Raw genomic sequence first — 12515 nt, 5'->3', positions numbered from 1 at the left:
TGCGATCCCTGGGCCCTGCTTGCGTTCCACGATGCCGGCGGCGGTTGGAGCCCTCTGCACACGAAACTGTAACGTCTCCAAACTGTAAAGCTGGCAGAGGAAATGGTCCTGTAACCACCCCCACTTATTGATTTGGCCAAGTTTGTGACTTTCTCATTGAGATGAATGACAGCCAGCTTGCGACCGTCTTCCGATCCGGCTCCTGTCGAACCTGGACGACGTCGATCTCGATCGACGAACGCTCTTCTCTGCTGGAGCAGCTTTTTCTGACGGAACCCGCTTTGCCGGGCATCATCGTCTGCCAGGGCAGCGATATCCGAGGGCTGTTGAGCCGGCGGGTTTTTCTCGCCGCCCTCAGTCAGGCCTATGGGCGCGAGATTTTCCTGAACCGTCCGCTGCAGGAATTGCTGACCTCGGTCGCGCTCCAAACGCTCACGCTGAGCGAGGACACGCCGCTGCCCACCGCCTGCCGCGCGGCTCTGGCGCGGGAGGAGGTCACGCGCTTCGAACCCCTGCTCGTCACGGTCGGTGGCGAGACCCATATCGTGCAGCTTGCCGATCTTTTGCTCGCGCAGGCCGGTGCGCTCGAACGCAATGTCGCGCTCAAGAACGAACTCGCCGAACATAGTGCGAAGGTCGCGGCGGATTTGCAGGTGGCACTGGCGGAACAGCACCAGCTCGCGCGGGATCTTGTGGGGGCCAGGAATCTGGCACTCTACGACGCCTTGCACGATCCGCTGACGGGGCTTCTGAACCGTAAGGGGCTTTTCACGGAGATCGCGTCCAGGACAGAGGCCGCCGTGAGCCTTGGCCGGGACGCCTGCCTGCTGTTTCTGGATCTCGACCGGTTCAAGCTCATCAATGACAGCCTTGGCCATCACGTCGGCAATCAACTGCTGGTCGAGGTCGCGCAGAGACTATCCGCCATCGCTGACCAGTATGGCGAGGAAAGCTGCGTCGCTGCCCGCCATTCGGGCGATGAGTTCGTGCTGCTGTGTACGGCACAGCATGGCGAGGATGAGGTTCTGGCCCTGGCGCAGGCGGTGCATCGCTCGCTCACCACGCCCTATATGCTCGACGGCAAGCCCTATACGCTGGGGGTGAGCATCGGCGCGGTTGCGGCCGTGAGCTTCTATCAGGATGTCGAACTGGCCATGCGCGATGCCGATATCGCGATGTACACAGCGAAGCGCAGCAAGGATCGCAAGATCATGCTGTTCGAACCCGCCATGCACAAGGTCGTCGAGCGTCGGGTGGCGCTGGAGGCGGCGCTGCGACAGGCCGTCTCGCGGGGCGAGTTTCGTTTGCATTATCAACCGATTCTGGACGTCGAAACCGATCGCGTTTTCGCCTATGAGGCGCTGCTGCGCTGGCAAAGGCCGGACGGGATCATGTCGGCCAGGCATTTCATCGATCTGGCTGAGGAAACGGGCCTCACCAACGAGATCGGCCTCTGGGTCGTCCGCACGGCTTGCCGCTGGCTGAAGACGGTCCAAGCCAAAGGCCAGGGCCCTCAGACCAAGGTGAGCCTGAACGTCTCAGCCGCGCAGATCATGACTATCCATCTGCCCGAGCAGATTGCGCGGATCTGCCGGGAGGAGGGGCTGGCGCCGGAACATTGCATCATCGAGGTGACCGAGCAATCCGCCATGGTCGACCCCGAGCGCGCGGCACTGGTCCTTCAGGAATTGAAACGGCTTGGTTTTTCGCTGGCCTTGGACGATTTCGGCACGGGCTATTCGTCGCTCAGCTGGCTGCACAAATATCCGTTCGATGTTCTGAAGATCGATCGGTCCTTGACGGCCGAAGTCGGGCAGCCCGGCGGCTCATCCAAGATGGCCGCCGGTATTCTCCATTTATCCCAATTGCTCGGCCTGCATGTGGTGGCCGAGGGGATCGAGCGGCAGGAGCAGATGGACGCGCTGCACCAGCTCGGGTTCCGGCTGATGCAGGGCTATCACATCGGGCGCCCGCAGCCCGACTGGCCGATGGCAGTGACGTTTCCGCGGGCCGAGGGTCAGACCTCTCCCGCATAGGCGAGCGCCCGCTGGAAGGTCTCCGGATCGACATTGCCGCCCGAGAGAATGATGGCGGTCGTCTTGTCGCGCCCGTCGAAAGCCCCAGAGAGAAGGGCTGCCAGGCCGATCGCGCCTGACGGCTCCAGCACCAGTTTCATATGCAGGAAGGCGAAGGCCATGGCCTGCAGCACCGCGTCATCCGTCACCACGACGCCGCCCGCGACATGGTCCTTATTGACCGCGAAGGTCAGCTCGCCCTGCTGCGGCGACAGCAAGCCGTCGCACAGAACGGAGCCGTCTGGGCCGTTGACCTCCCGCGCGCCGGACAGCAGCGAGCGGCGCATGTCGTCACGGCCCTCAGGCTCCACCGCATAGGTTTTCGCGTCCGGAAAGCGGGACTGCACGGCAAGCGTCGTGCCGGCCAGTAACCCGCCGCCGCTTACGGGGGCCAGCAGCGCATCGACCGTGAGGCCGCTGGCCCGCGCATCCTCGGCGATCTCCAGACCTGCGGTACCCTGGCCCGACATGACCTGAAAATGGTCGTAGGGCGGGATCAGCGCGCCACCCGTGCGCTCGCATTCGGCGCGCGCCAAAGCCTCGCGGTCATCGGTCAGGCGGTTGAAGGGCACAACTTCAGCGCCCCAGGATTTGGTCAGGCGGGTTTTGATCGCGGGCGCATCGGCCGGCATGAAGATGGTCGCCTTCAACCCGGCGGCGGCGGCGGCATAGGCGGTCGCCTGCGCATGATTGCCGGACGAGAAGGCGACGATGCCGCCCTTGTGGCCCTGCTCGACCAGCGCCAGCACGGCGTTCATGGCGCCGCGCAGCTTGAAGCTGCCGGTATGCTGCAGGTTCTCGGCCTTCAGCAGCACGGCGCCGCCGATGCGGCGCTCCAATGCGGCACTCCGCAGCAGCGGCGTGTGGCGCAGCCGCGCCCCACAGCGCGTGCGGGCGGCTTCGATATCCTCGATGCTGGGCAGACGGTCAGTCACGGTGATGCTCCGGAAGGAAGACGGGCGAGAAGGGCGGGCGCACTTGGCCCAAGGGTCACGGCATAGAGCTTATAGCTCTCTCCTACACGCCCGTTACGGCTGCGGGAAATACTGCCGAGTTCGCGCATACTGCTCCAGGGCGTAGCATCCGGCGCGTCATGGCGGCGCTCGGTGCGGATCAGCAGGCCGGTGGCGCCTGTGCGCAGGCCGGCCGTGGCGGGGCCAGGCAGATTGAAATACTGCCAGCGCGGGTCATCCGCCAGCAGCGGAATCGTCTTGGGCAGGCGCAAGGCCAGTTCGGAGCCGAGCCCGTATTCGTCGACCGCGATGAACTGCGCGCCGGTCTGCCGGGCATGGATTTCGGCCGCACTACCCAGCTTATGCCAGCCGCCGAGCAGCCGGATGGTGGGGTCGCTGGCGCCGCCCATCGGGATCGGGCTGGCGATCGCCTGGACATAGACGATGAGGGTGAGGGCGAATCCCAGGATCGCGCCGGGCTTCAGCCAGCGCTGGCAGCACGGCAGCCCGATGGCCGCGATGACGGCGGCCGGATAGAGGATTTCGGGCCAATTGCCCTGCACCCGGTCGCCCAGCGCATGCTGGATAAAGACCAAAGCGGGCAGAAGGCCGAGGGCGACCAGCAGGCTCGGCGCCGCATTCCGGGTCGCGATGGCAATGGCGGTCGCGCGCCACAGGCCGAGGACGCAGAGGATGAAGATAATGGGGGTCGCGAGGCCAAGCTGACCGCCGATCAACTCACCCAGGAACTGCAAAGCGCGGGCAGGGTGGAAATCGGCCGTGCGGCCACCCTGCTTGGCGAAACTCACCCAATGATGATCGGCATTCCACAGAATGACGGGCAGAAACACCGCCAGCGCCAGGACAAGACCGGCCCAGGGCCGGACGTCACGCAGCAGCCAGCGGCGGCCGAGCGGGGTCAGCAGCGCCCAGAGCCCGATCCCGGCGAGCAGCAGGGCGGCCGTATATTTGCTGTCGAGCGCCAGGCCGGCTGCAGCACCGGTCGCGATCCACCACCAGCCCGAGCCGCCGGCGGCGATCCGCGCGGCCGTCCAGAGCGTCAGAATCCAGAAGAACAGCAGCGGCGTGTCGGGCGTCATCAGCACGCTGCCGGCGCCGAACAGCAGCGTCGCGTTCAGCAGGATGGCGGCGCCGTATCCGCGCCCATACCCCAACCGCCGCGCGGCATCGAGAATGAGATAGGAGCCGATCGCCGTGCTGATCGGCCCGAGCAGGCGGATGCCGAGCCCCGTATTGCCGAAAAGCCCGGTGCCGATATGCACCCAGGCGGCCACCATGAAGGGATGGTCGTAATAGCCGGCGGCCGGCGCCTGCGCCCAAAGCCAGTAATAGGCCTCGTCCGGGGATACCGGAATGGCGGCCGCGACGACCAGTCGCAGCAAGGTCAGCAGGCCCAAAGCCAGCGCGAAGCGACCAGCGTCGGAGCGGGAGGAGGAACGGTCAGGCATCGGTTCAGCCTATGGCCCAGGCGGGGTAGGGCGCACCAGTCCTGAAAGCGGCGCCCCACCTCAGCGCCTGGAAACGGTCTTGCCTGCACGCGATGTTAGATACGCGGCATGAAGCCCGGCCGGACAGGCCGCGCGCGACTGATTGGGGGGTGTTTCCAACTAAACGCCTAACGAAGGGCGCCCCAGGTTAGGACCATGACCGATCTGGAATAAATCGGACCCGTTTGGGACAATCCTGCGTCGAAAGCGCTGGCTTGCCCGGTCGGCTCTCGGCATTCTTCCATGACGCTGGCAAAACCCAGACAGCCGTATCTAATCCAATGGGCGGAGGAGGCGCGCTTGCTGGCTGATCGTATTGCGAAGGGCCTGAGCGAAAGATTCAAGATCCCGCCGCCGCCCACAATCGCCGCGAATCTGGTGGGTAAAACGCAGATTGCATTTTCCCGCTTTCAGAACTTAGAGCCAAAACGAGAAAATAACCTCGCGGGAGGAGTGGAAGATGCTTTCTCATTCTGTTCCTCGATCACCGCGACAAGGTTCTCCCGCGTTTCCATTGCCGGACGCGTGCAATCCGTCTTGCAGTCTCCGGGGGAGGCTTATCTTTTTGACATGACCGCGCGGACGGAGATCAGTCTGGACGAAAAGTTCGACAATATTCGCTTCTACATCCCAAGGGCCAGCATCGACGAGATGTCCTACGAAAAGGGCATTCGCCGGATAGGTGGATTGCATTCGAAGTATTTCGGGCAGCAGGATCAGATTCTTCACCGACTGGCGCAAGTCCTGTTGCCCGCCATAGAAAACTCAACCGAAGTCACCACAGCTTTCGTCGAGTATATCGCGCTCGCGACATTTGACCATATCATCTACACTTACGGTGGCTCGCCACGCGGCAACCAGATTTCAGGTGGGTTGAGCCCTTGGCAACTCCGCCGTGTCTGCGATTTCATTGAAGATCACCTGTCGGATGACCCTTCAATTGTCGCAATGGCCTCCGAGTGCGGATTATCGATGGGCTATTTCTCACGGGCTTTCCGGTCTTCCACGGGCATGACCCCGCATCAGTGGATTATTCACCGGCGCATCACGCGGGCGAAATCTCTGATCCCGGATCCAAGTCTGACCCTCGCCGAAGTGGCGATTCTGTGCGGATTCGTGGATCAAAGTCATCTCGGCCGCAGTTTTGTGCGCGCAACGGGCGTGACCCCGGCACAATGGCGCCGCGAGCGACTGCCCGGTAAATAGAGCTCGGCTTAAGCGCAGACCTCGGATCGGGGCGGCCGACGCCCGGCAGCGTGCGGTCAGTCCTGCCGTTCGGATAATGCCTTGCCGTCAGCACTCGCGACCCGATCAAGATTGGCGATCAGGCGCGTCAGCAGGGCTGCCAGAAGCCCAGCCTCCTCATCCGTGAAGCCCAGCAATACCTCCTGGTTCCCCCGCAGCAGGACAGCGACCGCGTCCGGCAGACGTGCCTCGGCTTCCGCCGTCAGCGTAATGCGACTGCTACGCCCATCCGCCGGGTCCGGCGCGCGTCGGATCAGCCCGTCCCGTTCCATGCGGGCGAGCATCTGGGCCATCGGCGGCTGTTCGACCTTGGCGAAGCGGGCGAGATCACGCTGCGTGCTGGCCTGGCCATCCTGCAGGGCCACCAGCACCGGCAGATGCCCGACACCGAAGCCGAGCGGCTTGAGCCGCGCTTCGCTGAGGCGCGCGAAACCGCGCGCCGCGAGGCTGATCAGGTGCCCAGGTGTCGACAGCACATCCAGGTCCATCGCGGCTTCCTCCTTGCGGGCATAATTATATACGTGCATATATAATTGCATCGACCTGCCTTGCAACACCCGCCCTCAGCCAGGACAGACCCCATGGACGATGACGTCACAATGCTCGAACACCTGTACGACCGCTTCAACGCGCGAGACATAGACGGCGTGCTGGACGCGCTGACCGACGATGTCGCCTGGGCCAACGGGATGGAGGGTGGCCATGTCCAAGGCCGCGCGGCCGTCCGCGACTATTGGACGCGCCAATGGGCCATTGTCAGTCCGCATGTCGAGCCGGTGGGTTTTCATCGTGCGGCCGATGGCGCGATCGTCGCGGAAGTCCGGCAATCCGTCCGCGATCTGGACGGCAAGCCGCTGCAGGGGCAGACGCACGGGCTTCACGACAAGACGGTCGGGCATGTTTTCCGGCTGCGCGCGGGCAAGGTGGCCCGTTTCGACATCCAGGACGTCGTTTAGAGAGCCTCAGCCGCCATCCGCTCAGACCGTCCGCCAGACAAGGGTGGAGGAGACGGCGTAGTTCCACACTACGCCGATCGCAGCCCCGATGGCGGCGGCCGCGAAGCCGTTATGGCTGCCGCTGGAAAACAGCGCCGTCGCGATGCCGACATTGGCGATCGCGCCCAGCCCGCAGACCAGCATGAACAGGATCAACCCCCGGATCAGCCTGGGTCCGCGCAGCCGGTGCGTGCGGTAGGTCAGCCGGTTATTGAGCTGGAAGTTGAACAGCATGGCGATGATCGTCGCGATGATCTCGGCCGCGACGAAGGTCAGCCCGACACTCTCGCCCGCCCAGAGGGCCGCGAGATTGACGATCATGCCGAGCGTGCCGACCAGCCCGAAGGCGACGAAGCGCATCGGCACATAGCCGCGCAGCCCCTTGTCCAGCAGCAGGGAGGCGAACTGGATCATCACCAGCGCGTCGAGCTTGCTCTCTCCCGCCTCTCGCCTGTGGAACTGGCAGGGGATTTCCTTCACCCGCAACTGCTGAGGCTCAGGCGCGGACAGGATCAGGTCGAGCAGGATCTTGAAGCCCTGGCCCGAAAGCCGCGGGGCGATGGTCTCGAACCGGCTGCGCGGCATCATGAAGAAGCCGCTCATCGGATCGGTGATGCGCATGGGCAGGAAATATTGCGCGACGGAGATGCCGGCATTGGAAATGCGGTGGCGCATGGCGGATGAGAGACCGTCGGAGGAGCCGCCATCGACATGCCGGCTGCCGATGACGACATCGGCCTGGTTGGCGCGCAGCTGCGCCAGCATGGCGGGCAGAATGGTCTGGTCATGCTGCAGATCGCCGTCCATCACGGCCACGAAATCGGCCGAGGAGGAGAGCGCGCCTTCGATCACGGCGGTGGAAAGCCCGCGCCGGCCAATGCGCTTGATGCAGCGCACCCGGGGATTGATCCGCCCCAGCGCACGCGCCTCATCCGCCGTGCCGTCCGGGCTGTTATCATCGACGAAGATGACTTCCCATTCCACGCCGGGTAAAGCCGCGCCGATCCGCTCCACCATCGGGCGGACGTTCGGCCGTTCCTTGTAGCAGGGCACGACGATGGACAGCTCCGCGCTCACGCGACGGAGTACAGGGGCCTCGGCAAGGTCCGGGGCAGATTTGGGCTCTTCGACCATGGCGTAGTCCATAAGCGAGCACTCCGGCAGGCGAAAGCCCCCAAAGGCTTCGCCGGCGCGCAGAGAGCACTGGATTTGCGGCGGTATTCTGGCGGCGGTGGGGCGTGCTGGGGGCCGGAACGCTGCGACCATCGCTTGGCTCGCGACTGTGGAGCTCTCGATCAGGCGGCACCGATAGGGACGGGCAGGATTGTCAAATATAATTGACATATGATCGAAATCCGTGTCGCGCCTTTTCGCCCGAGGGGTATCGACGCTGACGGCCTTGACCAAGGCGCTCGGCTTCAGCCTGTCGATCAAACCACTGGCGCCAGAGGCAGAGTAAGAGAGTGGGACGCATATAGGCTATTGGCCAGCCAGTCGGTTTATGTTTTTGTGCAAAATCGAAATGAAAAATAGGCTTGGATTTTCCAAATTTGATATGGAGCCGCAACTTATCGCGAATATCGCCTTAGTTAGATGATCAAAGGACAAAAATGAGTTCGGATCTTCCGGATAATAAGCCCCGACCTTCATTACGAATCTCCGCCAGGGACATGGCCGAGGAGATGGATGACGTCAAGAAAGTCGAAGGGTTTTTTGAAGAACGAGGGGTCAGTGATGATTGTCCGTTCTGCGCCACGACTGAATGGGGTGTCTTTGCAAACGGAGAGATAACAGTCAAAATTACGACCGGCGTGCCGGAAAACAAAATGGATACTTACGTTCTAGTTTGCCTGAATTGTGGATTTGTCCGGATGCACCTCAAGGACAGGCTACTCACCCCAAAGAGGTCAGTGGGGCAGTGACCGGCAAGTTGATTCCTTATCCGGTTCCAATGGCGGCTTCAGATAATTCCCTTGTAAATGATGCTGGCGGAGGTGATTCTGGGGGCATGGAAAGCCGCCTGACCAAACTAGAAACGCATTTCGAGTACGTCCAACGGGATCTGGCGGAGATCAAGGCTGACCAAAAAACCATCTCCCACCAACTGATTGGCATCGATAAGAAGCTTGATCGACTTCCAACCAATGATGACCTCTGGTCGTGGAAGATCCAATGGATCGCGATTGGCATCGGTGCAGTCGCCCTTATCGTTGGCGGCATAATTGGCGGACTAAGCTGGCTTAAATGACCTCAGTTCCCGACGAGTTTTCTTTGAGCTGACGGAGCGTCGCGGTTAGACCTCGTCCTTCTTGTCCCATCTGGTCGCCGTACCGATCGTCTGGTCGAAGGTAACGCGGGCGCGTTCCAGATCGTCAATCGCCTGCGATCGCCCGCGCGACGACGTTTCGGATGATGTTGCGCCAGGGAAAGGCAAAAGACGGGCATGGCCGTTTTTAAATCCGGCTTTCGAACAGGGCTGCTGGCCGAGCGGACGAGGCCCAACTGGTCCGATGACGGACCGCGCCCCCTAGAGTCTGTCAGGTTTTAATAGATAATTTGTCATCCGCGCACTTGTTGCGCGGACCTACCCGCCGCGGCGCCCAGCCGGCCGATTGCTTGCTGCGTCGGGTAGATGCGCGGGTCGGGGCCCGCGCACGACAGATTTTTTGGTGTTTCCAACTAAACCTGATGGACTTTAAGCTGGTCGGGCCGGTATTCAATACGGCATCCGAACCCTATCGCCCGGAAGGCTTTATCGACGCATTGCAAGGGTTTGCTCGCTGACGGGCCTGACGGCAGAACTCTCCGTCTCCAGCGTCGGTCAACAAGGAAGATTCAGGTCAAGGGCCAAGGTCCTGGCCAAAAAATCGAGCAGAAGGCGAACCTTGGTCGGCAGATGCCGCCGGGACGGATAGACAGCGTTGATGGTCGTTGTCTCCATCTCGTAATCGCGCAAGGCCAGGTGCAAGGCGCCTGACGCGAGTTCGGGTGCCACGATCCAGGCCGGCATATGCGCGATACCGAGATGCGCCAGAAGGGCGGCCCGCCCTTGCTCCGCGTCGCTGGTGCGGAATGGCCCGTCCGGACGATGGACGGCCCCACCCGCGAACCGCCAGGGACGGATGCTCTGCTGCGAGGCAAAGGTGATACAGGCATGACCGGTCAAATCACCCGGTGTCGTCGGTGTACCGTGACGCTCGAAATAGGTGGGTGTGGCGACCGTCAGGAAAGGGCTGGTCGCCAGCTTGCGGACGGTCATGGAGGAATCGCTCAGATCGCCGTGACGGATCGCGAGATCGAACCCGTCCTCGATCAGATCGACGTGACGGTCGGAGGCTGACATTTCGACGCTGATATTGGGGAACAGGCCAAAGAATTCGGGCAGGCGTGGCACGATGTAAAGGCGCCCGAAAACCGGCGCGACGGCAACGCGCACAAGGCCCGAAGGATTGGACTGACCTTGACCGACCAGGGAGTCCAAGGCCGAAAAATCCTCGACCAGTCGCAGGGCAGCGTCATAGACGCTCTGCCCGAGTTCCGTGACGGCTAGGCTGCGCGATGTGCGTTGGAGAAGCTGCGCGCCCAGCCGCGCCTCCAGCGCCGCGATCTGTTTGCTGGCCGCCGACTGGCCGATCCCGGCTTCCCGCGCGGCCGCCGAGAAGCTGCCTTTTTCAACGACGCGCACAAAAAGCCGGATTGCATCGAGCCGATCCACCGATCATCCCTCATTCTGTCCTGTCAGGAATAGATGGTAGTCTTATCCCCTGTCTATCTGCAGAAAATGGAATGGCTCAAAACCCCGCCTCAACGGGTCGGGCTCAGCCGATCCATGCAGAGGCGAGATCCCATGACCGACCCTGGTCTTCCGACCCTGATCGCAACACGCCATCCGATATCGGAGGCCGAGAGCGCCATCGAGCGCGCGCTGCTGGCCAAGGTGCAGCAGCATTTCGCAGGCTTCACCGGCACGATGCGGGAAGCCTATGACGCGATGACGGCCCAAACGCCGATCGCGGATGGCATGGTGCTGCTACAGGTCGATGACGGCGCAATGCAGGGCTGGTGGGTCAGCCCGGCCGATGCTCCGGCCGATCGCGCCATTCTGTTTCTGCATGGTGGCGCCTATATGCTGGGCTCCGCCGCCGCTTATCGCGGCTTTGCCAGTCAGGTGGCTTGCCGCACCGGCATTGCCACCTTCGTGCTCGATTATCCGCTGGCGCCGGAACATCCTTTTCCGGCGGCGTTCGACGCGGCCATCGCTGCCCGTCGCTGGCTGGCCAGCCGAGGCTTCACGCAAATCGCGCTGATCGGTGATTCCGCTGGCGGCGCGCTGACGCTGGGGGTCCTGCAAGATGCGGAAGGACAGGGCGCAGAGGTCGCGTCCGTCGTTGTATTGTCACCATGGCTCGACCTTGCTTTGACGGGCGCATCGTTCAACGCTGAGACCTATGACCCGATCTTCAAGCCACAGATTCTGGCCAAGGCGGCGGAGACCTATCTGGCCGGCGCGGATCCGCGCGACGGTCGCGCTTCACCGCTCTACGACTTGCCGGCGGCACTGCCGCCGCTCGCCATTCAGGTCGGCACCGACGAGATTTTGCTGGATGATTCACGGCGCTATGCGGAAGCCGCCGCAAACCTGGGCGGGGCGGTGCATCTGGATATCTATGAGGGCCTGCATCACGTCTTTCAGCGCTCCGTGACAGACCTGCCGGCGGCGCGCCTGGCCTTGGACAATGCCGCGTCATTCATCACCCGGCACTGGCGGAGTTGAGCCAAGACAACCGGGTCCGACAGCCTGAATTTGTCGCCACCAAAACCTGAATAGTCTCGTTGGCCGGCGGCCGCCGCGCACGGCAAAACCCATGGCTCTGCGCAGGACAAGCCTAGGTTTTCAGGGCATGCCGCGCCTCCTTCCGGTAATGCGACTGAGAAATGTGACGAATTCATCGTATTTTCTGTCGGACGCAGATCGTGTCGAGAGGAGATATGTCGCATGACCGCTATAAGACGAACCGCCATCGTGACGGGGGCTTCCAAGGGCATCGGTGCCGCGATCGCCATACGACTGGCGGCCGATGGGTTTCAGACCATCATTAACTATGCGGCCAGCACAGCCGCGGCGGAAAACTTGGTCTCGGTCATCGAAGCCGCTGGCGGGCGGGCCAAAGCGATGCGCGCAGACGTCGCCGATGCAGCCGCCATGACAGCGCTATTCGATGCCGCCGAAGACGCCTTCGGGCCGATCGACGTTGTGGTGAACAATGCCGGTATCAGCGCAATGTCGCCGCTGGCGACCGTCACCGACGAAGACTACCAGCGCCTTCTGGCGGTCAACCTGACCGGCGCCTTCAACGGCATGCGTGAAGGCGCGCGACGGGTGCGGGACGGCGGTCGCATCATCAACCTTTCGACCAGCATCATCGGCGCCTATCTTCCGGCGCATGGTGTCTACACGGCGACGAAAGCTGCGGTGGAAGCGCTGACCCATACGCTGGCGAAGGAATTGGGGACACGCCAAGTGACCGTCAATGCGGTGGCGCCCGGTCCGGTCTTGACCGAGCTGCTTCTGGCCGGTCGATCGGAGACTATCCTCCAGCGTTTGACCCAGGATATTCCGCTAGGCCGGCTCGGTCAGCCGGACGATATCGCGCGCATCGTCTCCTTCCTGGCCGGGCCTGACAGCGCTTGGGTCAACGGACAGGTTATAAAGGCGAATGGCGGTAGAAACTGATCCCG

At 62.7% G+C, this 12515-nt stretch carries 12 protein-coding genes; 7 read left to right on the top strand and 5 right to left on the bottom strand.

What is annotated here, in order from left to right; all coding sequences use genetic code 11:
- Positions 1-161 precede the first annotated feature (161 nt).
- The gene (locus tag ACELLULO517_RS05290) at positions 162-2036 is read left to right on the top strand and encodes a putative bifunctional diguanylate cyclase/phosphodiesterase (RefSeq protein ID WP_227306264.1); all 1875 of its coding nucleotides are present in this window, start codon (positions 162-164) and stop codon (positions 2034-2036) included.
- Here the strand turns inward: ACELLULO517_RS05290 and ACELLULO517_RS05285 are convergent.
- Together ACELLULO517_RS05285 and ACELLULO517_RS05280 are read right to left on the bottom strand one after the other, a co-directional pair.
- On the bottom strand, positions 2018-3010 hold the full coding sequence (locus tag ACELLULO517_RS05285) for a threonine ammonia-lyase (RefSeq protein WP_227306263.1): 993 nt from the start codon (positions 3008-3010) through the stop codon (positions 2018-2020). The two genes, ACELLULO517_RS05290 and ACELLULO517_RS05285, sit on opposite strands and share 19 nt — an antisense overlap.
- The gene (locus ACELLULO517_RS05280) at positions 3007-4497 is read right to left on the bottom strand and encodes a glycosyltransferase family 39 protein (protein ID WP_227306262.1); all 1491 of its coding nucleotides are present in this window, start codon (positions 4495-4497) and stop codon (positions 3007-3009) included. Before ACELLULO517_RS05280 ends, ACELLULO517_RS05285 begins: the two co-directional genes overlap by 4 nt.
- A gap of 339 nt (positions 4498-4836) precedes the next feature.
- Here ACELLULO517_RS05280 and ACELLULO517_RS05275 point away from each other — a divergent pair, with 339 nt between their 5' ends.
- A complete protein-coding gene (locus ACELLULO517_RS05275) occupies positions 4837-5742 on the top strand; it encodes an AraC family transcriptional regulator (protein WP_227306261.1) in 906 nt (301 codons plus the stop codon).
- A gap of 56 nt (positions 5743-5798) precedes the next feature.
- On the opposite strand, the gene ACELLULO517_RS05270 is transcribed toward ACELLULO517_RS05275, so the two are convergent.
- A complete protein-coding gene (locus ACELLULO517_RS05270) occupies positions 5799-6308 on the bottom strand; it encodes a MarR family winged helix-turn-helix transcriptional regulator (RefSeq protein WP_227306260.1) in 510 nt (169 codons plus the stop codon).
- Between the two features lie 54 nt (positions 6309-6362).
- On the opposite strand from ACELLULO517_RS05270, the gene ACELLULO517_RS05265 reads away from it, so the two are divergent.
- The gene (locus tag ACELLULO517_RS05265; protein WP_227306259.1) at positions 6363-6737 is read left to right on the top strand and encodes a nuclear transport factor 2 family protein; all 375 of its coding nucleotides are present in this window, start codon (positions 6363-6365) and stop codon (positions 6735-6737) included.
- A gap of 21 nt (positions 6738-6758) precedes the next feature.
- Here ACELLULO517_RS05265 and ACELLULO517_RS05260 read toward each other — a convergent pair whose 3' ends face one another.
- Complete coding sequence (locus ACELLULO517_RS05260) at positions 6759-7922, bottom strand: glycosyltransferase (protein ID WP_227306258.1); 1164 nt, start codon at positions 7920-7922, stop codon at positions 6759-6761.
- A 536-nt stretch (positions 7923-8458) separates the two neighbouring features.
- Here ACELLULO517_RS05260 and ACELLULO517_RS05255 point away from each other — a divergent pair.
- Together ACELLULO517_RS05255 and ACELLULO517_RS05250 are read left to right on the top strand one after the other, a co-directional pair.
- A complete protein-coding gene (locus tag ACELLULO517_RS05255; protein ID WP_227306257.1) occupies positions 8459-8698 on the top strand; it encodes a hypothetical protein in 240 nt (79 codons plus the stop codon).
- Positions 8695-9024, top strand: a complete 330-nt coding sequence (locus ACELLULO517_RS05250; RefSeq protein ID WP_227306256.1) for a hypothetical protein — start codon at positions 8695-8697, stop codon at positions 9022-9024. Before ACELLULO517_RS05255 ends, ACELLULO517_RS05250 begins: the two co-directional genes overlap by 4 nt.
- A gap of 573 nt (positions 9025-9597) precedes the next feature.
- On the opposite strand, the gene ACELLULO517_RS05245 is transcribed toward ACELLULO517_RS05250, so the two are convergent.
- A complete protein-coding gene (locus ACELLULO517_RS05245; RefSeq protein WP_227306255.1) occupies positions 9598-10491 on the bottom strand; it encodes a LysR family transcriptional regulator in 894 nt (297 codons plus the stop codon).
- Positions 10492-10623: 132 nt separating this feature from the next.
- On the opposite strand from ACELLULO517_RS05245, the gene ACELLULO517_RS05240 reads away from it, so the two are divergent.
- A complete protein-coding gene (locus ACELLULO517_RS05240; protein ID WP_227306254.1) occupies positions 10624-11550 on the top strand; it encodes an alpha/beta hydrolase fold domain-containing protein in 927 nt (308 codons plus the stop codon).
- 222 nt (positions 11551-11772) lie between these two features.
- Positions 11773-12510: an SDR family oxidoreductase gene (locus ACELLULO517_RS05235; RefSeq protein WP_227306253.1), complete on the top strand. Its 738-nt coding sequence runs from the start codon at positions 11773-11775 to the stop codon at positions 12508-12510.
- Positions 12511-12515: the final 5 nt, after the last annotated feature.

It is taken from the genome of Acidisoma cellulosilyticum (genome assembly GCF_020621385.1).
GTDB classification, from domain to species: Bacteria; Pseudomonadota; Alphaproteobacteria; order Acetobacterales; family Acetobacteraceae; genus Acidisoma; species Acidisoma cellulosilyticum.
This window is presented reverse-complemented; position numbering and strand designations above follow the sequence as displayed.

Coding starts and splice junctions, on each gene's coding strand:
- ACELLULO517_RS05290 (WP_227306264.1), top strand. CDS start 162: ATGAATGACAGCCAGCTTGCGACCGTCTTCCGATCCGGCTCCTGTCGA.
- ACELLULO517_RS05280 (WP_227306262.1), bottom strand. CDS start 4,497: ATGCCTGACCGTTCCTCCTCCCGCTCCGACGCTGGTCGCTTCGCGCTG.
- ACELLULO517_RS05270 (WP_227306260.1), bottom strand. CDS start 6,308: ATGCACGTATATAATTATGCCCGCAAGGAGGAAGCCGCGATGGACCTG.
- ACELLULO517_RS05265 (WP_227306259.1), top strand. CDS start 6,363: ATGGACGATGACGTCACAATGCTCGAACACCTGTACGACCGCTTCAAC.
- ACELLULO517_RS05260 (WP_227306258.1), bottom strand. CDS start 7,922: ATGGACTACGCCATGGTCGAAGAGCCCAAATCTGCCCCGGACCTTGCC.
- ACELLULO517_RS05255 (WP_227306257.1), top strand. CDS start 8,459: ATGGATGACGTCAAGAAAGTCGAAGGGTTTTTTGAAGAACGAGGGGTC.
- ACELLULO517_RS05240 (WP_227306254.1), top strand. CDS start 10,624: ATGACCGACCCTGGTCTTCCGACCCTGATCGCAACACGCCATCCGATA.
- ACELLULO517_RS05235 (WP_227306253.1), top strand. CDS start 11,773: ATGACCGCTATAAGACGAACCGCCATCGTGACGGGGGCTTCCAAGGGC.